Source organism: Kitasatospora sp. NPDC057015 (genome assembly GCF_042673745.1).
In the GTDB taxonomy this organism is placed as follows: Bacteria; Actinomycetota; Actinomycetes; order Streptomycetales; family Streptomycetaceae; genus Kitasatospora.
On sequence record NZ_JBHUSG010000026.1, the window covers coordinates 107,384 to 129,966 of the forward strand.

19 protein-coding genes are annotated in these 22,583 nt (G+C 75.0%); 12 read left to right on the forward strand and 7 right to left on the reverse strand.

Annotated features, from left to right (window positions below; all coding sequences use genetic code 11):
- Nucleotides 1-227 precede the first annotated feature (227 nt).
- The 3 genes from ACFTWP_RS23510 to ACFTWP_RS23520 all read left to right on the forward strand — a co-directional run bounded on the left by ACFTWP_RS23510 (nucleotide 228) and on the right by ACFTWP_RS23520 (nucleotide 3,523).
- The gene (locus tag ACFTWP_RS23510) at nucleotides 228-1,337 is read left to right on the forward strand and encodes a sugar ABC transporter substrate-binding protein (RefSeq protein ID WP_380266646.1); all 1,110 of its coding nucleotides are present in this window, start codon (nucleotides 228-230) and stop codon (nucleotides 1,335-1,337) included.
- Between the two features lie 72 nt (nucleotides 1,338-1,409).
- Complete coding sequence (locus ACFTWP_RS23515) at nucleotides 1,410-2,189, forward strand: ATP-binding cassette domain-containing protein (protein ID WP_380266647.1); 780 nt, start codon at nucleotides 1,410-1,412, stop codon at nucleotides 2,187-2,189.
- A 65-nt stretch (nucleotides 2,190-2,254) separates the two neighbouring features.
- Complete coding sequence (locus ACFTWP_RS23520; RefSeq protein WP_380266672.1) at nucleotides 2,255-3,523, forward strand: sugar ABC transporter permease; 1,269 nt, start codon at nucleotides 2,255-2,257, stop codon at nucleotides 3,521-3,523.
- Between the two features lie 114 nt (nucleotides 3,524-3,637).
- Here ACFTWP_RS23520 and ACFTWP_RS23525 read toward each other — a convergent pair whose 3' ends face one another.
- From ACFTWP_RS23525 to ACFTWP_RS23535, 3 genes are read right to left on the reverse strand one after another with little or no spacing between them, the layout of a single operon-like run.
- A complete protein-coding gene (locus ACFTWP_RS23525) occupies nucleotides 3,638-4,627 on the reverse strand; it encodes an NADPH:quinone oxidoreductase family protein (protein WP_380266648.1) in 990 nt (329 codons plus the stop codon).
- Entirely contained in the window at nucleotides 4,624-5,439 is an 816-nt protein-coding gene (locus ACFTWP_RS23530) for an SDR family oxidoreductase (RefSeq protein WP_380266649.1), read from the reverse strand. The genes ACFTWP_RS23525 and ACFTWP_RS23530 overlap by 4 nt, the downstream gene beginning before the upstream one ends.
- Nucleotides 5,436-6,191, reverse strand: a complete 756-nt coding sequence (locus ACFTWP_RS23535) for an SDR family oxidoreductase (RefSeq protein ID WP_380266651.1) — start codon at nucleotides 6,189-6,191, stop codon at nucleotides 5,436-5,438. The genes ACFTWP_RS23530 and ACFTWP_RS23535 overlap by 4 nt, the downstream gene beginning before the upstream one ends.
- 170 nt (nucleotides 6,192-6,361) lie before the next feature.
- Here ACFTWP_RS23535 and ACFTWP_RS23540 point away from each other — a divergent pair, with 170 nt between their 5' ends.
- Nucleotides 6,362-6,991 carry a TetR/AcrR family transcriptional regulator gene (locus tag ACFTWP_RS23540; protein ID WP_380266652.1) on the forward strand — a complete coding sequence of 210 codons (630 nt, stop codon included), beginning with the start codon at nucleotides 6,362-6,364 and terminating at the stop codon, nucleotides 6,989-6,991.
- 111 nt (nucleotides 6,992-7,102) lie between these two features.
- On the opposite strand, the gene ACFTWP_RS23545 is transcribed toward ACFTWP_RS23540, so the two are convergent.
- Both ACFTWP_RS23545 and ACFTWP_RS23550 read right to left on the reverse strand, forming a co-directional pair.
- A complete protein-coding gene (locus ACFTWP_RS23545) occupies nucleotides 7,103-7,984 on the reverse strand; it encodes a lysozyme (protein ID WP_380266653.1) in 882 nt (293 codons plus the stop codon).
- Between the two features lie 342 nt (nucleotides 7,985-8,326).
- On the reverse strand, nucleotides 8,327-9,208 hold the full coding sequence (locus ACFTWP_RS23550; RefSeq protein WP_380266654.1) for a lysozyme: 882 nt from the start codon (nucleotides 9,206-9,208) through the stop codon (nucleotides 8,327-8,329).
- Nucleotides 9,209-9,607: 399 nt separating this feature from the next.
- Here ACFTWP_RS23550 and ACFTWP_RS23555 point away from each other — a divergent pair, with 399 nt between their 5' ends.
- The 3 genes from ACFTWP_RS23555 to ACFTWP_RS23565 all read left to right on the forward strand — a co-directional run bounded on the left by ACFTWP_RS23555 (nucleotide 9,608) and on the right by ACFTWP_RS23565 (nucleotide 14,946).
- The gene (locus ACFTWP_RS23555) at nucleotides 9,608-10,150 is read left to right on the forward strand and encodes a GNAT family N-acetyltransferase (protein ID WP_380266655.1); all 543 of its coding nucleotides are present in this window, start codon (nucleotides 9,608-9,610) and stop codon (nucleotides 10,148-10,150) included.
- Between the two features lie 536 nt (nucleotides 10,151-10,686).
- Complete coding sequence (locus ACFTWP_RS23560) at nucleotides 10,687-12,480, forward strand: glycosyltransferase family 2 protein (RefSeq protein ID WP_380266656.1); 1,794 nt, start codon at nucleotides 10,687-10,689, stop codon at nucleotides 12,478-12,480.
- Between the two features lie 336 nt (nucleotides 12,481-12,816).
- Nucleotides 12,817-14,946: an acyltransferase family protein gene (locus ACFTWP_RS23565; RefSeq protein WP_380266657.1), complete on the forward strand. Its 2,130-nt coding sequence runs from the start codon at nucleotides 12,817-12,819 to the stop codon at nucleotides 14,944-14,946.
- Between the two features lie 89 nt (nucleotides 14,947-15,035).
- Here the strand turns inward: ACFTWP_RS23565 and ACFTWP_RS23570 are convergent, their stop codons facing one another.
- Nucleotides 15,036-15,563 (reverse strand): hypothetical protein, encoded by a 528-nt coding sequence (locus tag ACFTWP_RS23570; protein WP_380266658.1) that lies wholly within the window; start codon nucleotides 15,561-15,563, stop codon nucleotides 15,036-15,038.
- Between the two features lie 439 nt (nucleotides 15,564-16,002).
- Between ACFTWP_RS23570 and ACFTWP_RS23575 the strand changes: the two genes are divergently transcribed.
- From ACFTWP_RS23575 to ACFTWP_RS23590, 4 genes are all read left to right on the forward strand, one after another.
- A complete protein-coding gene (locus ACFTWP_RS23575; RefSeq protein ID WP_380266660.1) occupies nucleotides 16,003-16,233 on the forward strand; it encodes a hypothetical protein in 231 nt (76 codons plus the stop codon).
- 155 nt (nucleotides 16,234-16,388) lie between these two features.
- Entirely contained in the window at nucleotides 16,389-16,772 is a 384-nt protein-coding gene (locus ACFTWP_RS23580) for a VOC family protein (RefSeq protein WP_380266661.1), read from the forward strand.
- Nucleotides 16,773-17,000: 228 nt separating this feature from the next.
- Complete coding sequence (locus tag ACFTWP_RS23585) at nucleotides 17,001-17,354, forward strand: YrdB family protein (protein ID WP_380266662.1); 354 nt, start codon at nucleotides 17,001-17,003, stop codon at nucleotides 17,352-17,354.
- 76 nt (nucleotides 17,355-17,430) lie between these two features.
- A complete protein-coding gene (locus ACFTWP_RS23590; RefSeq protein WP_380266663.1) occupies nucleotides 17,431-18,792 on the forward strand; it encodes a hypothetical protein in 1,362 nt (453 codons plus the stop codon).
- 56 nt (nucleotides 18,793-18,848) lie between these two features.
- Here ACFTWP_RS23590 and ACFTWP_RS23595 read toward each other — a convergent pair whose 3' ends face one another.
- Nucleotides 18,849-20,996: an AMP-binding protein gene (locus ACFTWP_RS23595; protein WP_380266664.1), complete on the reverse strand. Its 2,148-nt coding sequence runs from the start codon at nucleotides 20,994-20,996 to the stop codon at nucleotides 18,849-18,851.
- A 367-nt stretch (nucleotides 20,997-21,363) separates the two neighbouring features.
- On the opposite strand from ACFTWP_RS23595, the gene ACFTWP_RS23600 reads away from it, so the two are divergent.
- A complete protein-coding gene (locus ACFTWP_RS23600; protein ID WP_380266665.1) occupies nucleotides 21,364-22,278 on the forward strand; it encodes an ABC transporter ATP-binding protein in 915 nt (304 codons plus the stop codon).
- Nucleotides 22,279-22,583: the final 305 nt, after the last annotated feature.

Consider the following 22,583-nt stretch of genomic DNA (forward strand, 5'->3'; position numbering starts at 1 on the left):
GCGAGGGGAGGGGCGCCCGGGTGGGCAGGCGCCTCACATCTTCCTCCGGCGGTCGGGACGGTGCCAGAGGTCGTGGCCCGAACGAGGTCGGCCCGGCCGCGGTGAGGCCGGGATCACCCGAACGGCCCTGTCGGATGAGCGCATTCGGCCGTCCTGGATAGCAGCCCGGCGCGGGCGGCCGGAGACTCGGATCCCGGGGGGTGTTCTCCACTCTGAGAGGCATTCCAGTGAAGCCAGGTCCTTCCCGCATCGTCATCGCCGCCGCGGCGGTCACCGTCGCGCTCACGCTCGCCTCGTGCGGCAGCGCGAAGCAGTCCACCGGATCCTCGGGTGGTGGCGCCTCGGGCAGCGCCAGCGGGGCGATCAAGATCGGTCTGCTGCTGCCCGAGACCAAGACGACGCGCTACGAGCAGTTCGACAAGCCGTTGATCGAGGCGCAGATCAAGGCCATCGCCCCGAACGCGCAGATCGACTACTACAACGCCAACCAGGACGCGACGACCCAGCAGACCCAGGTCGACACCGCCCTCACCAAGGGCAACCAGGTCCTGATCCTGGACGCGGTGGACGCCAAGTCGATCCAGTCCTCCGTCCAGAAGGCGCACGACGCCGGCGTCAAGGTGGTGGCGTACGACCGCCTCGCGCAGGGGCCGGTGGACGCGTACGTCTCCTTCGACAACCGCAAGGTCGGCGTGCTGCAGGGCGAGGCCCTGGTCAAGGCGGTCGGCGACAAGGCCTCGGCCGGCAAGATCATCATGATCAACGGTTCGCCGACCGACCCGAACGCCGCCGAGTTCAAGGCCGGCGCGCACAGCGCCATGGACGGCAAGCTCACCATCGGCAAGGAGTACGACACCCCCAACTGGGACCCGAACAACGCCAACCAGGAGGCCGCCGCCGCGATCACCGCGCTGGGCGCGCCGAACGTGGTCGGCGTCTACTCCGCCAACGACGGCATGGCGGCGGGCATCGCGACCGCGCTCAAGGCCGCGAACCTCTCCGTCCCGCTGACCGGGCAGGACGCCCAGCTCGACGCGGTGCAGCGGATCCTGGTCGGCACCCAGACCATGTCCATCTACAAGCCCTACAAGCCCGAGGCCACCGCCGCCGCCGACATCGCGGTCGCGCTCGCCACGGGCAAGGGCGTGCCCACCGACAAGGCGACCGCCACCTCCACCAGCGGCAGCGACCACAAGGTGCCCTCGGTGCTGATCACCCCGACCGTCCTGGTGAAGGACAACATCAAGGACACCGTGGTCGCCGACGGCCTCTACACCGCCGCTCAGATCTGCACCCCGGACTACGCCGCGGCCTGCGCCGAGATCGGGCTGTCCTGACCGGAGCCCGGCCAGTGCGGCCGGGCCGGGCTTCGTGCGCGACGGCCCGGGTGAACAAGGGAGTTGATAACTGTGGCAGCTGAGCCCGTACTCGCGCTGCGCGGTGTCTCCAAACGGTTCGGCGCCGTGCAGGCGCTGACCGACGTGGAGCTGGAGGTACGCCCGGGCGAGGTCGTCGCCCTGGTGGGGGACAACGGCGCGGGCAAGTCCACGCTGGTCAAGACGATCGCCGGGGTGAACCAGCCGGACGAGGGCGTGATCGAGTGGGAGGGCAGGCCGGTCTCCATCCACCGGCCGCAGGACGCCCAGTCCCTCGGCGTCGCCACCGTCTACCAGGACCTCGCGCTCTGCGACAACCTGGACGTGGTCGGGAACCTCTTCCTCGGCCGCGAGATGCGCCACTTCACCATCCTCGACGAGGTCGGCATGGAGAAGCGCTCCCGGGAGTTGCTCAGCACCCTGTCGATCCGCATCCCCAGCGTCCGGATCCCGATCGCCTCGCTCTCCGGCGGCCAGCGCCAGACCGTCGCCATCGCCCGCGCGCTGGTCGGCGAACCCAAGGTGGTCATCCTCGACGAACCGACCGCCGCCCTCGGCGTGGAGCAGACCGCCCAGGTCCTCGACCTGGTCGAGCGGCTCCGCGACCGGGGCCTGGGCGTCATCCTGATCAGCCACAACATGGCCGACGTTATGGCCGTCGCGGACCGGATCGCGGTACTTCGGCTCGGGCGCAACAACGGGTTCTTCGACCGCCGGTACACCAACCAGGAAGAGATCATCTCCGCCATCACCGGCGCCACGGACAACGCCGTGACCCGCCGTCAGGCGCGCGGTACGGAGGGGCAAGCGTGAGCAGCGACAACAACCCGCAGCCGGGTGACGGTGAGTTCCACCGCGCGCCGTTGCCCGAGGACAGCATGCCGAAGGGCGGCGTCAACGCACCCGTGCCGGTGGCCCACGACGCCGTCCCGGTAGTCGACCCCCGGCTGATCGTCCGGGAACAGGGCGTGACCGGGTACCTGGGCGAGTTCAAACGCCGCCTGGGCAGCGGGGAGCTGGGCTCGCTGCCGGTGGTGCTGGCCCTGATCATCATCTGGGCCGTCTTCGGCAGCCTGGACAGCACCTTCCTGTCCGCCCAGAACCTCTCCAACCTGTCCCAGCAGATCGTCGGCACCGGGATGATCGCCATCGGCGTGGTGTTCGTCCTGCTGCTCGGCGAGATCGACCTCTCCGTCGGCTCGGTCAGCGGGCTCTGCGCCGCGATCTTCGCGGTCATGAACGTCACCCACGGGGTCAACCAGTGGGTGGCACTGGTGTCCGCGCTCGTCGGCGGCGCGCTCGTCGGGCTGATCCAGGGCCTGTTCTTCGCCAAGGTCGGGGTGCCCGCCTTCGTCGTCACCCTCGCCGGAAACCTGGCCTGGAACGGCCTGATGCTGCAGATCCTGGGCTCCTCCGGCACCGTCAACCTCTCCGGAAAGGACATCGTCTCCCGGCTCTACACCACCATCTACAGCCAGACCATCGCGGCCTACCTGGTCGCGGCGATCGGCGTGCTGCTCTTCCTGACCGCCAACCTGCTGGACGCCCGCCGCCGGCGCGCGGCCGGCGTGCCGTTCCGCCCGCCCGTCGACATCGCGTTGCGGACGATCGTGCTGGCGGTCATCGCCTTCGTGGTGGCGTACACCCTCAACCAGTACAAGGGGCTGCCGCTGGCCCTGCTGATCTTCCTGATCTTCATCGTGGTGCTGGACTTCGTGCTCCGCCGCACCGCCTACGGCCGGCAGATCTTCGCGCTGGGCGGCAACATCGAGGGCGCCCGGCGCGCCGGCATCAACGTCTCGTGGATCCGGATCTCGGTCTTCATGATCTGCTCCACCATGGCGGCGGTGGGCGGCCTCTTCCTGGCGGCCCAGATCCAGTCGGCCAGCCAGACCTCCGGCGGCGGCAACCTGCTGATGAACTGCATCGCGGCGGCCGTCATCGGCGGTACCAGCCTCTTCGGCGGACGCGGCAGCACCTGGTCCGCGCTGCTCGGTGCGCTGGTGATCGGCTCGATCCAGTCCGGCATGAACATCATGGGCGTGAGCAACGCCATCCAGTTCATGATCACCGGTGCGGTGCTGCTCGCCGCGGTCGTCGTCGACTCGCTCTCCCGGCGGACCCAGAAGGCCGCCGGCCGCGCCTGACGCGCTGCGGGCACACCCTACGGGGGCCGGCGACCACCGTCGCCGGCCCCCGAGGGCTGCCCGGCCGGGCCGACCCGTCGGCCCTCGGCCGTCCGTCCGGCCGGGTCCCGCCCGTCAGTCGCCGAGCACGACCACCCGGCCGGTGCTGCGCCCGTCGGCGACCAGCTGGACGCCCGCGGCGGCCTCGGCCAGCGGCAGCCGGGCACTCACCAGCGGGCGGACCACGCCCTGTTCGGCCAGCTTGCAGAGTTCCTCGTGGGCGGCCCGGACGGCCTGCGGGTCGCGGGTGTTGTAGAGGCCCCAGTGCAGCCCGAGGATCGAGTAGTTCTTCACCAGCGCGTGGTTGAGGGCGGGCGCGGGGATCGCACCGGCGGCGAAGCCGACGACCACGATCCGGCCCTCGAAGGCGACGCAGCGGGTCGATCCGGTGTAGGCGTCGCCGCCCACCGGGTCGAAGACCACGTCGGCGCCGAGTCCGCCGGTGGCCTCCTTGACCGCCGCCACGAAGTCCTCGGTGGTGCGGTCGACCACCAGGTCGGCGCCGAGCTCCCGGGCGACCGCCGCCTTGTCGGCGCCGCCGACCACGCCGATCACCCGCGCGCCGGCCGCCCGGCCGAGCTGCACGGCGGCGCTGCCGACGCCACCGGCCGCCGCGTGCACCAGCAGCGTCTCGCCGGGGCGCAGGGCCGCCCGGCGGTGCAGCGCGAACCAGGCGGTCTGGTAACCGATGTGCAGGGCGGCCGCCTCGGCGTCGTCCAGCGGGTCCGGCGCCCGGAACGCGGCGGCGGCGTCCAGCAGGGCGTACTCGGCGAAGGCGCCGCCGGGCAGCACCGGGTTGCCGATCACCCGCTCGCCCGCGGCGAATCCGGTCACGCCCTCGCCCAGCGCCTCGACCACGCCGCAGAGCTCGACGCCGGGGGTGAACGGCAGCGGCGGGCGGACCTGGTACAGGCCGCGGACCATCAGGGCGTCGGGGAAGTTCACCGCCGCCGCGCGGACCCGCACCAGCAGCCGGCCGGGGCCGGGCTCGGGGCGGGCCAGCCCCTCGCGCAGGCGCATCACCTCGCGCGGCTCGCCCAGTTCGTCGACCTGCCAGGCCCTCATGCGGCCCCACCCTTCTCCAGTGTGCGCTGCAGCTTGTTCATCCCGCCGATCCAGCGGTCCGGAGCGGTGGCCCGGACGGCGTAGTAGTCGGCGACCTCGGGATGCGGAAGGATCAGGAAGCGCTCCTCGCGCAGGCCGGCGAGCACCGCCTCGGCGACCTCCTCGGCCTCGATCGCGGACGGGGCGAGCAGGACGCGGCCCATCTCGCCGGCGGAGGTCAGCATGTCGGTGCGCACGCCCTGCGGGCAGACGGCGTGCACCCGCAGGCCGCGGTGCCGGTAGGTGGCCGAGAGCCACTCGGCGAAGGCCAGGGCGCCGTGCTTGGAGACGGCGTACGGGGCCGAGCCGAGGCTGGTGAGCAGCCCGGCGGCGGAGACGGTGGCGACGAAGCGCCCGCCGCCGCGTTCCAGCCAGCGGGGGAGCAGCAGGTCCGCGGCCCGGACGTGGGCGAGCACGTTGACCTCCCAGGCCAGCGCCCAGGCGGCGGCCGGGGCGTCGGCCCCGCCGGTCGGCGCGACGCCGGCGTTGGCGCACCAGACGTCGATCTCGCCGAGCACCTCGCGGGCCCGCCCGACCAGGGCCGCCACGCCGTCCTCGCTCGCGGCGTCGCCCGGCGCGGCCACGCCGCCGCACTCCTTCGCCACGGCGCCGGCGGCCTCCGCGTCCAGGTCGTTGACCACCACCCGGGCGCCGGCGGCGGCGAAGGCCCGGGCGAGTGCGGCGCCGATGCCGCGGCCGGCGCCGGTCACCACGACGCCCCGGCCGGTCAGGTCCGGGTCCGCCGGGCCGCTGCCCGGCGGCTCGGGGCTCACAGCCCGCCGCCGAGGGTGACGCCGCCGTCGACGACCAGGGTCTGCCCGGTGATCCAGGCCGCGTCGGAGGAGAGCAGGAAGGCCACGGCGCCCGCGACGTCCTCGGGCACGCCGAGCCGGCCGAGCGGGTAGGCGGCGGCGACCTGCTCCTCGCGGCCCTCGTACAGGGCCTGCGCGAACTTCGTCTTCACCACGGCGGGCGCGACGGCGTTGACCCGGATGCCCGGGCCGAGGTCGGCGGCCAGCTCCATGGTGAGGCGGATCAGCGCGGCCTTGCTGACCCCGTACATGCCGATGCCCTCGGAGGAGCGGATGCCGGCGATCGAGGCGACGTTGACCACCGAGCCGCCGTGCTCGCCCATCCAGGCGGCGTGCGCGCGGCGGGTCCAGGCGAGCGGGGCCAGCACGTTGACCGCGAGGATCTTGGCGGCGACCGCGTCGTCGGTGCCGAGCACCGGGCCGTAGGCCGGGTTGATGCCGGTGTTGTTGACGAGGTGGTCGAGCCGCCCGAAGGCCTCGACGGTGCGGGCGACGGCCTCCTCCTGGTGCGCGGGGTCGTCCGCCTTGCCGGCCACGCCGATGGCGACCTCGGGGCCGCCGAGGTCCTGGACGGCGTCGGCCAGCGCCTCGGCGCCCCGGGCCGTGACGCAGACCCTGGCGCCCCGGGATACCAGCTCGCGGGCGATGCCGAGGCCGATGCCGCGGCTGGCTCCGGTGACGACGGCCACCTGGCCCTTGAAGGAGTGCACCACTGAGGGTCCTTTCGCGTCCGGCGGGGCCGTGGGGGGTGCGGCGTCCGCGGAGGGTGTGCGGAGTGGAACAGGAGTGACTAAGCGCTTGCTTAGCATGCTGTCGGTGCGGGACGCTGTCAACAGCCCCGGTGGCCCTCGGGCCCGCACGACAGTTCTGGGAGGATGGCGCCATGACCAGCACGCCGATCGCCGACCTCTGGACCACCCCGCCCGGCGGGGCGGGCCCCCGTCCCGAGGCCGCGCACCGGTTGCTGCAGGCCGCCGTCGAGGCCTTCGCCGAGCGCGGCTACCACGCCACCACCACGCGCGACATCGCCACCGCGGCCGGGATGAGCCCCGCCGCGCTCTACATCCACTACCCCTCCAAGGCGGCGCTGCTCGCCGAGATCAGCCGGGCCGGCCACGCCGCCACCCTGGCGCTGGTCCGGGCCGCCGCCACCGGCGGCTCCGATCCGGTGCAGCGGATGCGCAGACTCGTCGAGGACTTCACCAGCTGGCACGCGCGGGGCCGCACCGTGGGGCGGGTGGTCAACTACGAGCTGCACGCCCTGCCGGCGGAGGACTACGCGGTGGTCGCGGGGCTGCGCCTGGACATCGAGCGCGAGGTGAGCGGCGTCATCGCGGACGGCGTCGCGGACGGCGTCTTCGAGGTCGCGGAGGTGAAGACGGCGGCCCGCGCGGTCACCTCGCTCGGCATCGACGTGACCCGCTGGTACACCGAGCGCAGCAGCGAGTCGCCGCAGGAGCTGGGCCGGCGCTACGGCGAGCTGGTGCTGCGGATGCTCGGGGCCCGGATCTGAGCACGGCGCACACCCGGTGCGGCGGGCTGGGTGCGGCGGGCGCGGGCGCCGGCGCGGCGAGAGGCGGCCCGGCGCGTGGTCCGCGCCGGGCCGCCTCCGCACGGGCCGGGTTCAGCCGTTCGCGAGGGCCTGGATCCGGTCGTACGCCCCGTTGAACCAGTTCTGGTCACCGGGGAGGGTGCCGGAGTCGGCGTACTGCCAGATGGTCTGGTAGCTCCAGCCGGCCGGCAGGGTGCCGACGGCGCCGGCGTACCGCGCGATCCAGAGCGGGTTGGTGGCGCCGAAGCCGGCGTTGTCGCCGGTGCAGGTGCTCCACCAGTTGGTGGTGGTGTAGATCGTCGGGTAGCGCCCCGTCCGGCTGTGGACGGTGTTGCTGAAGTCCCGGATCCAGCTGACCATCGCGCTCTGGCTCAGGCCGTAGCAGGTCGCGCCGTACGGGTTGTACTCGATGTCGAGGGCGGGCGGCAGGGTTTTGCCGTCCTTCGACCACCCGCCGCCGTGACCGACGAACCAGTTCGCCTGCGCCGCACCGCTGGAGACGTTCGGCAGGGCGAAGTGGTAGGCGCCGCGGATCAGGCCCGCCGTGTAGGAGCCGTTGTACTGCTGGGCGAAGTACGGGTTGGTGTACGTGGTGCCCTCGGTGGCCTTCACGTACGCGAACCGGGCGCCGTTCGCGGCGGCCGAGCTCCAGTTGACGTTGCCCTGGTAGCTGGAGACGTCCATGCCCCTGGTCTGGGTGGCCAGGGATCGGGTGTCCGGCAGGCCCGCTCTCCCCTCGTGGGCCGCCACCGTCGAGCCGGCGAAGTCCTGCTCGGGGTGGAGGACGGGCTGGGGTCGGGCGGCGTGTGCCGGGGCGCTCGCGCCGGCCAGCAGGGCGGTCGCGGCGAGGGCGGCGGCGGCCAGTCGGGGCAGGCGCCGGGGGCCGCGGGTCACCGTCTCGGGGGCGACGGCGACCGGGGTGACTGTGCGGGCGGAGCGGGAAGTGCTGTGCATGAACACTCCTCTGATCCTGAGCATGGTCGGGTACGCACCGCGCTTCGTCCGCGCGGTTGCGCTCTGAGAGTAGCCATGTACTCGCCATGCCGGTGGGTGATCCGCCAACACGACGACAGGTCGCCGGACCCGCCGCGCCCGCCACGGCGTCCGCCGAGGCCGCACGCGGTCTACGGGCGTAGGCCGCCGCCCTGCCGACGGGGCTGCTCATAGCCCTGCGCGCGGTGTCACCGGCCCGCATCGGCAGCGCCGTCGGCCGATCCGCGCTAGGCTGCGCGCCGACCCGTCCGGACTGCGGCGCACCGGCCCGGAGCGCCCAACACCGCTGCCCCGCCGCCGGGTTCAGCCCTTGGCGAGCGCCTGCACCCGGTCGTACGCCCCGTTGAACCAGTCCTGGTCGCCGGGGAGGGCGCCGGAGTCGGCGTACTGCCAGATGGTCTGGAAGTTCCAGCCGGCCGGCAGGGCGCCCACGCTGCTCGCGTAACGGGCCACCCAGAGCGGGTTGGTGGCGCCGAAGCCGGCGTTGTTGCCGGTGCAGCTGGTCCACCAGGCGGTGGTGGTGTAGATCATCGGATAGCGGCCCGTCCGGGCGAGGACGGTGTCGCTGAACTCGCGGATCCAGTCGACCATCGCCCCCTGGCTCAGGCCGTAGCAGTCGGCGCCGTACGGGTTGTACTCGATGTCCAGGGCCGGCGGCAGGGTCAGGCCGTCCGGGGTCCAGCCGCCGCCGTGGTCGACGAAGAAGTTGGCCTGCGCCGCGGCGCCCGAGACGTTCGGCAGGGCGAAGTGGTAGGCCCCGCGGATCACCCCGGCGTCGAAGGAGCCACCGCTCTGGGCGTAGAAGTAGGGGTTGAGGTAGGTCGTCCCCTCGGTGGCCTTGAGGTACGCGAAACGGGCCCCGTTGGAGACGGCGGCGCTCCAGTTGACGTTGCCCTGGTAGCTGGAGACGTCCATGCCCTGCGTCTGGGTGGCCCTCAGGCGCAGCCCCGGCCCGGCCGACCGACCCTCGTGGGCGGCCACGGTCGAACCGGCGTGGTCCAGGTCCGGGTGCAGGATGATCGGCAGCGGCCGGGTCGGCTGCGCCTGCGCGGGGGCGGCGCCGGCGAGCAGCGCTCCGGCGGCCAGCGCGGTGGCGGCCATCCGCGGTAAGCGCCGCGCGCGGGCCGGCCGGGCTCCCGACGGACGGGCTGCGGCTGCGCGGGCGGTGCGGGACGTGCGGGGCATGGACTCTCCTCGGGGTCGGGGCGCGCGGTCGATCGCGCGGCTGCTCGAAATGAGCTGGAGAGGTACCCGCCCCCGGCGGGCGGTACCCGCGAACACACCTGAACGGCTGCCAGGTACCCCCGCCCGGCGCATCGCCGTCCGGGGGCGCTTCGAGGGGCGCGGTCCGGGGCCCTCGCGGTGGCGCCCGGCGGCCGGTCGGGGGGTTCCCTCTCCGGCCCACGAGCTCCAGGGGCGGGGTCTGCGGGTCTTCGGGTCAGCCGGGGGGGCTTGGGGCCGGGGGCCGGGTCGGGCCGGGGTCGGAGGCCGGGGGCGGGCGCGGCCTGTGGCACGATGCGGGAGGTCGGCACCCGAAGCGCCGGCCCGGCACGACCCGACGACCCGACGAGAGGACCGCGCACCGTGGCACCCGATCAGCCCCAGGACCGACCCGTGTTCCGCCCGGCCGTCCCGGCCGATGTGCCGGAGCTGGTCGAGCTGGTCGAGTCGGCCTACCGCGGCGACGCCAGCCGGGCCGGCTGGACCACCGAGGCGGACCTGCTGGACGGCCGTCGGACCGACGCGGACGGCGTCGCCGAGGTGATCGGGAAGCCGGACAGCGTCCTGCTGGTCGCCGAGCGCGACGGCCGGGTGCTGGCCTGCTGCCAGCTCGAACACCGCGGGGACCGCGCCTACTTCGGGATGTTCTCGGTCCGCCCCGGGCTGCAGGGCGGGGGGATCGGCCGGGCGGTGCTCGCCGAGGCCGAGCGGCTGGCCCGTGAGGACTGGGGGGTCGGCACCCTGGAGATGACGGTGATCGAGCAGCGCGCGGACCTGATCGCCTGGTACGAGCGCCGGGGCTTCAGCCGCACCGGGGTCTACTCGCCGTTCCCGTACGGGGACGAGCGGTTCGGCATCCCGCGCCGCCCGGACCTGCGGTTCGAGACCCTGACCAAGACGCTCTGAGGCGGGCCGCGGTGGGTGTCCGGTGCGCTGCCGCTCCGCCGCCCCCTCCGGCCGCGGTGCCGACGGTCGGCGGTGAGGTGTCCCGCCCCGGCCGGTCGAGCCGGGCCGTCCGTCGTCGTTGACTTCGTGGGTGTCGCCTTCGGGGTTCCTGCGTCCTGAGCCCTTCCGTCCTGAGCCTTCTTGAGCCTTTCGTCCTGACCCGTTCCGTGCCGAGTCGTTCCGTTCCGAGCCGTCCGGTGCGGCCTGCCGTCGGCCCGTCGGCCCGTCGGGTGGTCGGGCGCGCGCCGGGGCGCTTCGAGTCGGGCGAATCGCGGGCCGCCGGGGTGGGCGGGATGCGGCCCGGTGGTGCGGTCGGAGGTGCGCCCCGCCGCTGCGCTTTCCGCCTCGGAAGGGTCGCACCTCCGGTGACAGAGCGTCAAACCCGGTGGCAGGAGGGAGGGTGCGATTCATACCTTGTTCACGAATGGTCTAGGCCAATGTGAGAGGCTGACCCCGAACGGCACCGTTCCGTCCAAGCCCAGGGGGGCCACGTCCGCATGCCCGCACTCCATGGCACCGCCATGCCCGCGACCGACTCCGGTCGCGCTTCCGCACCCGAAAGCCGTCCCGGTTCCGCACCCGAAGCCCGTCCCGCCGGCGGGTCCCGTCCCGTCCGTGGGGCAGGCCGCGACCCCGATCGGGCCGGCGCCACCCCGCGACTGCCCGCACCGCCCGACGACCAGGAGCTCTACTGGTACTTCGGCCCGCAGCGCCGCTGGGTCCCGCTGGTCGCGACCCTCTCCTACGCCGGCGCCACCGTGACCCTCGGCCTCTTCGCCCTGCGTCACCCGCTGCTCTGGCCGTTCCTGCTGCTGCTCGTGCTCAACGCCGCCACCTGGACGCTGTCGCTGGGCGACGGCCAGCGCCAGCGCCGCTACACCCGGGACTCGCACGAGCTGCTGCTGCGGGCCCGCCCCGCGCACCACCCGAGCGTCGACATCCTGCTGCCGACCTGCGGGGAACCCCTCGACGTCCTCGACAACGCCTACCGCCACACGGCCGCCGTACGCTGGCCGGGCGCCCTCGCCGTACTCGTCCTGGACGACGCCGACCGCCCGGAGGTCCGCGAGCTCGCCGAGTCCTACGGCTTCCGGTACCGGGCCCGGCCCGACCGGGGCCGGTTCAAGAAGGCCGGCAACCTCAACCACGGGCTGGCCGAGGGCGAGGGCGAGATCGTCGCCGTCCTGGACGCCGACTTCTGCCCCCGGACGGACTTCCTGCACCACCTGGTGCCCTACCTGGACACGCCGGGCGTCGGCATCGTGCAGAGCCCGCAGTGCTTCGACACCGACACCGCGATGTCCTGGCTGGAGCGCGCCGCCGGAGCCACCCAGGAGATCTTCTACCGCTGGATCCAGCCCTCCCGGGACATCCAGGACGCCACCGTCTGCTGCGGCACCAACGCCCTGTACCGGCGCGCGGCACTGGAGCAGGTCGGCGGTTTCGCCGAGACGGACCACAGCGAGGACCTCTACACCGGGCTCGCCCTCGCCGGGAGGGGCTGGAGCACCCGCTACGTCCCGGTGCTGGTGGCCAAGGGCATGTCGCCCACCGGCCTGCCCGCCTTCATCAGCCAGCAGTACCGCTGGTGCCTGGGATCGCTCGCGCTGCTGCGCGACCCCGGGTTCCGCCGCGGGCCGCTGTCACGCTCGGCCCGGCTGTGCTTCTGGAACGGCATCCTCGGCTACCTCAGCAGCGCGGTCAACGTCTTCGCCGTACCGCTGCCCGCCCTCGTCATGCTGTTCTTCGCGCCCACCGAGATCGCCCCCTGGCAGGTGCTGCCCTTCCTCCCGCCGCTCTGGGTCGCCCTGGTGCTGCTGCCCGCGGCCTCCCGCACCCGCTGGCGCTTCGAGGTCACCCGGGTCCAACTCCTCGGCGGGCTCTGCCACGTGGTCGCCCTCGCGCACGCGCTGCGCCGCCGCAGCGCCGACTGGGTGCCCACCGGCGCGGTCTCCGGGAGCACCGCCCTGGGCCGTACGGTCGCCCGGATCGGCGTCGGCTGGCTGAGCCTGTGCCTGCTGGCCGCCGCCGTCGGCCTGGGCCGGGCCGTCGCCGCGTACGGCTGGCAGCCCTACTGGGCGCTCGCCGGCCTGCTCGGCCTCACCGCGTACACCGTGCTGCCACTGGTCCGGACGCTGTGGCCGCTGCTGCACGGCGCCTCCGGCGAGGTCGCGCCGCCGAGGCGTCGGGTGGACGGCGGCCGGTTCGGGCGCACCGAGGCGGTCGCGGTCAGCGCCGTGCTGGTGCTCGGCGGCCTGCTCGCCTCGGGCTGGGCGGACCCGCTGCTCTGAGGCCCACCGGCCGTCCGCTCGTCCGCTAGTCCGGCCGGCCCCCTGCTCGACTGCTCCACCGGTCCACTGCTCACCGTTCCACCGGGTCATCGTTCGACTGCTCCACCGTTCGACTGCACCACCGAGCAGGCGCAGCGCCGCCTTCCCCGAGCGCGCCACGCCCGCCACCGCGTCTTTGCCGGGCCGCCGATCGCAGCGCCGCCGGATCGGCCCGCCGCGGTGAACTCCCCGACCCCGCACCGTCCTTGCGCGTCGCCCCACCGGCGCGGCCCGCCGCCAGGCCCCCCACGGCCGGCGGCCCACCGACCGTCGCCAGCCCTTGCAAGGAGCACCGCCGTGCCAACGGCCGTACCACCCAACCCCGCCCGTACCCCGGGCGCAGCCATGACCGCCGCCCCGGCCGGCGTCACCACGATCGGGCCACCGCCCCGGCGAACCGCGCCGGCCGCGCCCGCCCGGGCCGCCGCCTTCCGGCCCGACATCGAGGGCCTGCGCGGGATCGCCGTCCTCGCCGTCCTCTGCTTCCACGCGGCCGTGCCGGGCGTCACCGGCGGATACGTCGGCGTCGACGTCTTCTTCGCCATCTCCGGCTTCCTCATCACCGGGATGCTGGTCGCCCGGCCGCTCGGCCTGCTCGACTTCGCCGCCCGCCGGGCCCGCCGGATCCTGCCCGCCGCCGCGGTCGTGCTGGTCGCCACCGCCCTCGCGGGCGGGTTGCTGCTCGATCCGCTGCGCGGCACCGACCTGGCCCGGGACCTCCTCGCCGCCGCCGGGCAGTTCGCGAACTGGCGCTTCGTCGACCAGCAGACCGACTACCTCGCCGCCGGGCGCGATCCCAGCGTCCTGCAGCACTTCTGGTCCCTCGGTGTGGAGAACCAGTTCTACGTCCTGTGGGGCGTGCTGCTGCTCGGCCTCGGCCGGCTCCTGCCACGCCGTCGGACCGGGGTGGCCTGGCTGGTCACGCTGCTCGTCGGCGCCGGCTCGCTGCTGCTGTGCCTGCGCTGGACGGCCCGGTCCGCGGCGCTCGGCTACTTCTCCACCGCCGGCCGGCTCTGGGAGTTCGCGGCCGGTGCCGCCGCCGCCCTGCTCGCGCACCGGCTCGCCGTCGGCGGCGCCCGGGCCCCGCGCGGTGCCGCCCGCGCGCGGCTCGGCCGGTGGGCGCTGAGCCTGCTGGGCTGGCTCGGCGCGGCTGCCGTGCTGGCCGCCGTGTGGCGGTACGACCGGAGCACGCCGTTCCCCGGCAGCGCCGCCCTGCTGCCCGCGCTCGGGGCGGCGGCCGTGCTGCTGGCCGGCGGGTCCGGCCGCGCGCCGAGCCGGACGGACGTGGGGCGGCTGCTGGCCACCCGTCCGCTGCGCGCCGTCGGACGGCTCTCCTACCCCTGGTACCTCTGGCACTGGCCGGTCCTGATGATCGCCCAGGCCCGGCTCGGCCCGCTGCCCTGGACCACCGCCGGCCTGCTCACGCTGGCCAGCGCCGTCCCGGCCTGGCTCACCCTGCGCCTGGTGGAGGCGCCGCTGCGGGGCGGTTCCGCCGCGCCGCGCCGCGGGCTCTCGATCGCGGCGGCGGCGCTGGTCATCCCGCTGATCGCCGGCCTCACCCTGGGCGGTGGTACGGTGCGCGCGCTGGGCGGTACCGAGGCCACCCGCGCGCCCGTCGGTGCGGCGGACGGCGCCGAGCTGCTGGCCCCGGGCGCGCAGGTGCTCACCCTCACCCCGTCGCTGGCCCGGGCCCGGACGGACTTCCCGCCCGGTCGGGACTGCGAGATCCCGCTCGCCGCCGAGAACAGCCCGCGCTGCCTGTTCGGCGACGAGGGCAGCCCGGACCGGGTCGTGCTGCTCGGCGACTCGCACGCCGGCCAGTGGATCTCCGCCCTGCTGCCGTTCGCCGAGCGGCGGCACTGGGCCCTGGAGGTGCTGGTCAAGCCGGGGTGCCCGCTGGCCCGGATCAGCGTCCGCAACGACGTCCTCGGCCGCAACTTCACCGAGTGCGACCGCTGGCGCGAGAACACCCTGGCCCGACTGGCGGGCGGTCCGGCCCCCCGGCTGGTCGTGATGGCCGGCCTCAACCGGTACGGCGACGGGCAGGAGCGCACCGAGGGCTGGACCAGCACCCTCGACCGCCTCGCCGCACTGGGCGTCCCGCTCGCCTACCTCGCCGACACCCCGATGGCGGGCAAGGACATCCCGACCTGCCTGGCGGCCTCCGACGGACGCTCGGACGCCTGCTTCTTCCCCCGTGAATCCGCGTTCGAGCCCGACCCGATGGTGGCGGGCGGCCTCGCGTCGCGGTACGGCGTCCGGGTCCTGGACGTCGGCCCGGTGCTCTGCCCGGGCAGCGGGCCCGAGTGCCCGGCCGTCCTGCAGGGTGTGCTGCTCTACCGCGACAGCGGGCACATCACCGACACCGTGGCGCGTGTCCTGGCACCCAGGCTGGAGCGGGCGCTGGGCCCGCTGCCGGCGGGCTGAGCATGCGGGCCGGGCGCCGGCCGCGCCCGGCCCGGCCGGTACCCCCGTCGGCCCGGGTGCCGGGGGTACCGGCCGGGCCGTCGTGCCCGTCAGCCGCCGTACAGGCCGCGACACATCGCGGAGCGGGCCGAGCCGGCCGCCCACTGCCCGAGCTCCTCGGCCTTCGCGCAGAGCGAGCCTGCCGGGGGCGGCGCCGCGGGTGCGGGGGCGGCCGGCGCCGGTGCCGCCGGCGCCCGGGACGTCCGGGGGCGGGCGGGCCGGCGCGGAGCCGGGGCGGGGACCGACCCGGCACGCTCCTCGGCGGGCTCGGCCTCGGCGGGCTGCTCATCCCCGGGCCTGTCCTCCTCGGGCCCGGCCTCCTCCGCCGGCGCCGGTCCGGGGCTGCCGGACGGTTCGGTCGGCGGGGCCGCGACCGGTGCGGGCACCGGGTCGGCGGTCGGGTCGACCTCCGGCGGCCCCCAGGGCGGCGGTGGCAGCCGGTCCGGGCTCCGCCCGGCCGCTTCGGCGGAGGGTTCCGGCGCCCTGGTCGGGTCGGTGTCGGCCCCCGGCCCGCCCGGGCCGCACATCACCAGGACGCCCGCCAGCACCCCCAGCAGCACGCCTGCGGGCAGGAGCACCGCCCTACGCCGCGGGCGTCCCGGGCGGGGCAGCGCCGAAGCGGCCCCGGGTCGGTCCGGTCCCGGACCGCGGTCCCTCCCGTGCTGCCCGCGCTTCGGTCGGTCGTCCGTCCTACCGGTCCCGTGCTGCCCGTCGGCTGGCACGCCCGGTCCGAGCTGCCCGTCGTACGGTCGGTCGTCCGGCACGCCCGGTCCGAGCTGCCCGTCGTACGGTCGGTCGTCCGGCACGCCCGGTCCGAGCTGCCCGCCGTGTTGCCCGCCGTGTTGTCGGTCGTCCGTCATGCCCGCCTCCCGTGCGGGCCGCCCGGCCCGTCGCGGTGTCCAACGAGCGCGGACCGCCGGGGACATGACCGGCCGACGGTCGGCCGGGGCGCGGACCACGCGTCCGAACGGGTGCGGGCCGGGTGCGAAGCCCGGGGCCCCGCCACATCCTGAAGCCATGGAAACCGACACCGCTCCGAAGCCGCTGGTCGACATCGCCGAGTTCCGAACCGACAGCCGCTACCGGCTGGTCCACTTCCGGGGAGCCGGCTGGGAGCCGCTCGCCCCCGAGGAGTTCGAGCCGCGCCTGCGGGAGCTGTTCCCCGACCTCGACCCGCACGACCCGGTCCTCGTGCACTGGGCGGACCGCCCCTGGGAGTGGCCCGCCTGGCACCCCGGCGAGGCCTGAGCCCGCGGTGGTGCCCGCGACGCCCCCTGTGGTGACGAGGCCTCAGCCCCCGGGCGGTGGCCTCGTCGTGCGTCGTGGTCGAGCCGGTCCCGACGGCCGCCGCCCCGGCTGCGGCCGTCGGTCGACCTCCGCGCCGTCCACCTACACTGACGGGTATGGCATGCCGCATCAGTGAGCTGGTCATCGACTGCGTCGACCCCGACGGGCTCGCCGCGTTCTGGAGCGAGGTCCTCGGCTACGTCGAACTCGGCCGGGAGGACGACGGAAGCATCGAGATCGGGCCGCCTGACGCCGGCTTCGGCGGCCCGCTGCCCACCCTCGTGCTCAGCCCCAGCCGTGATCCGCGGGCCGGGAAGCTCCGACTGCACATCGACGTCAACGCCACCGACCGCGACCAGGACGCCGAGCTGGAGCGGCTGCTCGCCCTCGGTGCCAGGCCCGTCGACATCGGCCAGAGCGGCACCGAGGACTGGCACGTCCTGGCGGATCCGGAGGGCAACGAGTTCTGCCTCCTGCGGGCCCGGCTCCGGCCCGTCTGACCGGGTGCGCGGCGGCACCGGAGCCGCGGCGGTTCGAGCACTCGCCCCGGCGGGCGAACAGTCCTCGCCCCCAGGCCGGTTGCGGCCCTCCCGGTCGGCTGCGACACTCCCGCGTGGAGCGGTGCGGTGCGGTACCGCGTGAGATCCGGGCCCTCGGACCCGGACCCTCGGATCCGGGACGAGCGATCGAGAAGAGGCGGACCCGTGCGGACAGCGAGCCCAGGCCCCGTGGCCGGACGGAAGTGGACCCCGGTCACCGTCGTCAACGCCGGGGTCGCCTTCGCGCTGGAGCTGGGGATGCTGGCCGCGCTCGGCTACTGGGGCGCGCGCAGTGGTGGCAGCACCGCGGTGAGCGTCCTGCTCGCGGTCGGCGCACCCGCCCTCGCCGCCCTGGTGTGGGGGCTCTTCCTGGCGGCCGGCGGGCCGAGGTACCCGCTGCCGGTGCCGGCCGAGATCGTGATCAAGCTGCTGGTGCTCGGCACCGCGGTACTCGCCCTCCTGGCCACCGGGCATCCCGTCCTGGCCGTGGTCTTCGGCGCGCTCACCGTGCTGAGCGTCGCGGTGGAGTACACCGTCCGCTGAGCGAGGGCGCGCGGTGTCCGGGCCGCGCCGCCGGGAGCGGCTGCGCCGTGGCGCGACCGGGCCGTAGGCTCGGGGCATGGGGGAGCAGCGGGAGGGTTGGCGGCAGGCCTGGGCGGGCGGGCGACCGGCCGTGCACATCGGCAACGTGGCCGACTTCAACGCCCAGTTCTTCGCGCCGGACATGGACGCCCGGCAGGCCGAGCGGCGCCGGCGCCAGGGCCACCACTACGCCTCCATGGCGCTCTGCTACAGCCCCGAACCCGCCGTCGTCCTGCTGCCGCACCACGTCGAGGAGGCCTGGATCGGCCTGCTGGCGGCCGAGTTGGAGTGGGGGCGGGTCGAGCTCCACAGCGGCCTCGCCACCAGCGCGGACACCGGCCTCACGATGGCCGACGCGCTGCGCGGGCGCCCCGCGCTGCTGGAGCGGATCGCCGGATCGGGCCACGCCGTGCTGCCCTGGGGGCTGACGGACGGTCTGGACGGCCTGGCCGGGGACGGCGCCGCGCTGGCGGTCACGCGGCGGTACGAGTCGAAGGCGGCCTCGCACGCCCTGTTCACGGCGCTCGCGCCCGACCACCCGGGCGTCCTCGTCCCGCGTCAGGAGCACCCGGACACCCCGCGCCGGGCCGCCCGTCGGATCGCCGCCCGGGCGGCGCGCGGCGTGACGACCGTGCTGAAGGCCCCGCACGGTGTCGGTGGCTACGGCACGGTCGTGGTGACGCCGCGTCGGGTCGCCGAGGCCGGGGGCGCACGCGCGCTGCTGCGGCGGCTCGCGGCCGAGGAGGTGCTGGCCCCCGGCGGCGGGTTGCTGCTGGAGGAGTACGTGCCCGGCGCCGGCCGGCTGCGCGACCTCACCTTCGACGCGGTGGTCGGGCCGGACGGAGCCGTCCACCCGGTCGGTGTCGGCGTGATGGCGGTCGACGGCACCACCTACCAGGGCGTGACGGTCGGGCCCCGGCTGGTGCCGCCGGAGCCCGCGCAGACCGTGCGGAGCTTCGGCCTCGCGGTGGGCCGGGCACTGGCCGCCGAGGGCTACCGGGGCTGGTTCGACGTCGACTTCGTCACCGACCGGCTGCTCCGCCCGGCGCCGACCGAGATCAACCTCCGGCTGACCGGCCCGGCGGTGGCCTTCGTCCTGCGGTCGCGGCTGGACGAGGTCCGCGGCCCGGGGCATCTGGTCCGGACCCTGGACGGGCTGCCGCTGGGGGCCAGGATCTCACAGCAGACCCTGTTCGAGCACGTCGAGGCGGTGCGGGCCCGCTGCCGGCGGCTCGGGGTGAGCGTGCTGCCGCTGGTCCCGACCGCGAGCTACGAGGAACTCCCGTCCGTCGGGCTCGCGTTGGCCGCCCGGGACGGCGACTCCCTGGACGCGGCGGAGGCCCTGGTCCGCTCCGCCAACCACGCCCTCGCCGGCCTCTTCGAGGCCCTGTCGGACTGACGCGCCCGCCGACCCACCGGCCGCCGCCGCTCGCGGAGCGTCCCGCGCCCGGACCCTCAGTCGCGCCTGCCGTCCGCCCGCCGCGGGCTCCACGTGACGAACCGCGTGAGCACCAGGGCCGCCACCATCAGCGGGACGTTGAACGTGTAGACCAGGAGCGTCTGGCGCGGCCAGTCGGTCGGGCTGCTGATCCGGTAGAGGTTGTCCTGCGGCCACCAGGCCGCGAGCAGCCAGACCAGGGAGAGGTGGGCCATCCGGGAGAGCAGTCGCGGCCGGTTCAGACGGCTGATCGACGGCCAGCCGGCGACCAGCACCACCACCCCCGCCCCGAACGAGAGGTACTCGCAGACGTAGAGGATCCGGAACCACCCGGCCCATTCCAGGGGGACACCGCTCAGGTCGGTCGATCCGGGGAACAGCACCAGCGTCAGCAGAGCCGCGATCACCGCGAAGACCACCGTGAAGCACCCGCCTACCGCCCACTGCACGGCCGGCACGGGCTCCCCGCCGCGCGGCCGGTACCCACCGGACTTGCCACCGGCGCCGACCTTGCCCGACCGCTGGCCGGGCAGCACCGGTTCGGCGGTGTGGTCGGCCGGCGCCGGCAGCGGCAGCGCCCGCAGGTCGGGCTTCCCCGCCCGGGTGCGCGGCAGGGACGGCAGCAGGACGACGGCCCGGACGGGTGAACGGGGCAGCTTCGTGCGCAGGTACGCCGACAGCGTCCAGCGGTCCGCGGCCTTGTCCGCCGGCACCACGTACGCCACCACCACCCACTCGCCGGGCTTCACCTCGACCTCGGCGACCAGGCACCGCTCGACCTGCGGGTGGGTGCGCAGCACGGACTCGGCCGCCGCCGCGGCGGCGCCGCCCGTGAAGCCGTGGGCGCGGCCGACGAACTCCAGCAGGCCGTCGGGCCGCCGGCGGCCGAGGTCGCCGGTGAGGTAGATCCGGTCGTCCGGGTCGAAGGCGGCGGTGCGGAACCGGGCGTTCGTCGAGGAGAGCCGGCCGAGGTAGCCGGGGCCGACGCCGGCCCCGCCGATCGCGATCTCGCCGGCCGTGCGGGTGTTCCCGTCCGGCAGCGGCAGTCCGTCCGGTCCGAGCAGGTACAGCCGGGTGCCGGGGAAGGGCCGGCCGATCAGGGAGCGGCGGCCGGGCTCCGGCTCGGGGGAGCGCAGGAGGCGGGTGTCGAAGTAGGAGCTGTCGATGCAGGCCTCGGCGGCGCCGTACACGTTCAGCACCCGGACCTCCGGCCCGAGGAGCTCCTGCAGGGCCAGCTGGTCGTCCAGGTACCACTTCTCGGCGCCCACCGTGAGCAGCCGCACCCCGGGCAGGCCGGGGCCGTCCGGAGTCGCCCGCAGGTGGGCGTGCAGGCGGGCGGCGTTGTGCAGGTTCAGTTCCAGGACGGTGATCGCCTCGGCGGCGACCAGCGCGGGCAGCTCGGCGATGTCGGCCGTCCGGTCCAGGGTGAAGTTGCGGCGGGTCATCACCAGCGTCGCGCCGGTGCACAGGGCGCGCACCCAGTCGGCGGTGAAGACGTCGAACTCCAGCGTGGCGCTCTGCAGGATCCGGTCGGCGGGGGAGAGGTCGTAGACCTCGCTCCAGGCGCGCCAGGCGTTGAGCAGGCCCCGGTGCTCGATCATCACGCCCTTGGGCAGGCCGGTCGACCCCGAGGTGTACACCACGCAGGCCAGGTCGGTGACGGCGCCCCGGTGCGGCAGCGGGTCGCCGGCACGGGTGGCGATCGCCTCCGCCGCCGTGTCCAGGCAGACCACCGGGCACCCGGCGGTGTCGGCCAGCCGCACCCGGTGGCTCTCGTGCGTCACGACCACCGCGGGGGCGGCGCCGGCGAGGACGTGGCGCAGCAGCGGATCCGGGCTGCTCGGCTCCAGCGGCAGGTAGGCGCCCCCGGCCTTGAGCACCGCCAGCACCGCCACCAGGACGTCCGGCTCGCGCCCGATCGACACGGCCGCGAGCCCGCCGGGGGCGAGCCCGGCCTCCCCGAGGTACCGGGCCAACCGGTTCGCCCGGGCGTCCAGCTCGCCGTACGTCAGCTGCTGGTCCCCGACCCGGACGGCCACCGCATCGGGTGCCCGCCGGGCGTGCTGCTCGAAGAGCCGGTGGACTCCGGTCACGCCGTCCGGGCCAGTACCGCCTCCGGCGTCGGCGGTCTCCGCCCCCGTGCCGCCGATCGGATCGCTGCTCATGTCCGTCCCCCTCGGTGCTCCGCGCCGCGGGTCCCCACCTCGCGACTGCCCTGATACTGCCCCGCGGCGCGCGCCCGTACCAGGGGAACGGTGGATCGACGGCGCCCGGGGCCTGCGCGCGGCGCCGGGGGCGCGCGCGGCCGACGGTCGCGCGCCGGGCGGTCGGGCCCCTGTCGGGCCGGGGCGGACCACGGCAGGAGGGGGCGGGCTTGCTAGTCTGCACGCGGACGACCGACCCGGAGTCGCGGATGACCGCCGCACCCGGGCGCGCACGCGCGGAGCTGCAGTGACGGACCGTCACCCGCCGCTCCGGCGCCCCGCCCTCCGTCCGGTCACTTCGGCCCCCGTGCGCCCAGGAGCAGCCCTCATGAGCATGTCCGCACCCCCGTCCGACGCGTCCGCGCCGTCGACCGCGTCCGCGTCCACCGCGTCCGCGCCGACCGCTGACCCGGTGCCCGCAGGTGCGGTGTCCGCGGATCCGCTGCCGGGCGGCCCGCTGCTGCGCACCAGGGCGGTGGACGTGGTCCGGGACGGCCGGTACCTGCTGCGCGGCATCACGCTGACCATCGAACCGGGCCAGCACTGGGCGCTGCTCGGCGCCAACGGCGCGGGCAAGAGCACCCTGCTCGCCCTGCTCGGAGCCGTCTCGCACCCCACCCGCGGCGAGGTCGAGGTGCTGGGCCGGCGACTGGGACGGGTGGACATCCGCGACCTCCGGGCCCACCTCGGGCACGTCAACCCGCGCCACCCGCTCCGTTCGCCGCTGACCGTCCGGGAGGTCGTCCTCACCGGGCTCACCAACAGCATCGAACCCGACCTGCAGAAGCTGCCCACCGACGCCGAACTGGCCCGGGCCGACCGGGTGATCGACACCCTGGGGATGGCCGCGATGGCCGCCGCCACCTGGCCGACGCTCTCCCAGGGCGAGCGCGGCCGGACGCTGATCGCCCGCGCCCTGATGCCCAGCCCGCGCCTGCTCCTGCTCGACGAACCCGCCACCGGACTGGACCTGACGGCCCGGGAGCAACTGCTCGACAGCCTCGACCTGCTGCGGCACCAGCACCCCGAGCTGGCCAGCGTGCTGGTCACCCACCACCTGGAGGAACTGCCGGAGAGCACCACCCACGCCCTGCTGCTGCGGGACGGGGAGTGCGTCGCCGCCGGCGCCGTCGACGAGGTGATCACGACGCCGCTGGTCAGCGACTGCTTCGGCCACCCGATCAGGATCACCCGCCACGACGGCCGGTGGACCGCCCGGGCGGCGGCCCGCCGGGTGGGGTGAGCGCCGGGCGGTGAGCCGGGGGGCCGGAGGGGCGACCCGTGCCGCGGTGGCCGTCTCACCGGCGTGTCCGCATGTCGGAGAGGCGGGGGCTGGTGTAGACGGACAAATCGATAGTCCCTAAGGTATGCCTCAGCTAAGTCGCAGGGGGCGCCGGTGTCGCCGGTCCAGTCCCCGTGCCTTGCTGTGCCCTCGTACGCCTGCCCTTCCCGTGGAGCCTTCATGTCCGCCCGTCGTTCGACCGCAGCTTCGCTGCTCACTCTCGCCGTCGCGGTTGCCGTGCTGGCCGGTTGCTCGCAGAAGAAGGA

Coding starts and splice junctions, on each gene's coding strand:
- ACFTWP_RS23520 (WP_380266672.1), top strand. CDS start 2,255: ATGCCGAAGGGCGGCGTCAACGCACCCGTGCCGGTGGCCCACGACGCC.
- ACFTWP_RS23525 (WP_380266648.1), bottom strand. CDS start 4,627: ATGAGGGCCTGGCAGGTCGACGAACTGGGCGAGCCGCGCGAGGTGATG.
- ACFTWP_RS23540 (WP_380266652.1), top strand. CDS start 6,362: ATGACCAGCACGCCGATCGCCGACCTCTGGACCACCCCGCCCGGCGGG.
- ACFTWP_RS23545 (WP_380266653.1), bottom strand. CDS start 7,984: ATGCACAGCACTTCCCGCTCCGCCCGCACAGTCACCCCGGTCGCCGTC.
- ACFTWP_RS23550 (WP_380266654.1), bottom strand. CDS start 9,208: ATGCCCCGCACGTCCCGCACCGCCCGCGCAGCCGCAGCCCGTCCGTCG.
- ACFTWP_RS23560 (WP_380266656.1), top strand. CDS start 10,687: ATGCCCGCACTCCATGGCACCGCCATGCCCGCGACCGACTCCGGTCGC.
- ACFTWP_RS23575 (WP_380266660.1), top strand. CDS start 16,003: ATGGAAACCGACACCGCTCCGAAGCCGCTGGTCGACATCGCCGAGTTC.
- ACFTWP_RS23580 (WP_380266661.1), top strand. CDS start 16,389: ATGGCATGCCGCATCAGTGAGCTGGTCATCGACTGCGTCGACCCCGAC.
- ACFTWP_RS23590 (WP_380266663.1), top strand. CDS start 17,431: ATGGGGGAGCAGCGGGAGGGTTGGCGGCAGGCCTGGGCGGGCGGGCGA.
- ACFTWP_RS23595 (WP_380266664.1), bottom strand. CDS start 20,996: ATGAGCAGCGATCCGATCGGCGGCACGGGGGCGGAGACCGCCGACGCC.
- ACFTWP_RS23600 (WP_380266665.1), top strand. CDS start 21,364: ATGAGCATGTCCGCACCCCCGTCCGACGCGTCCGCGCCGTCGACCGCG.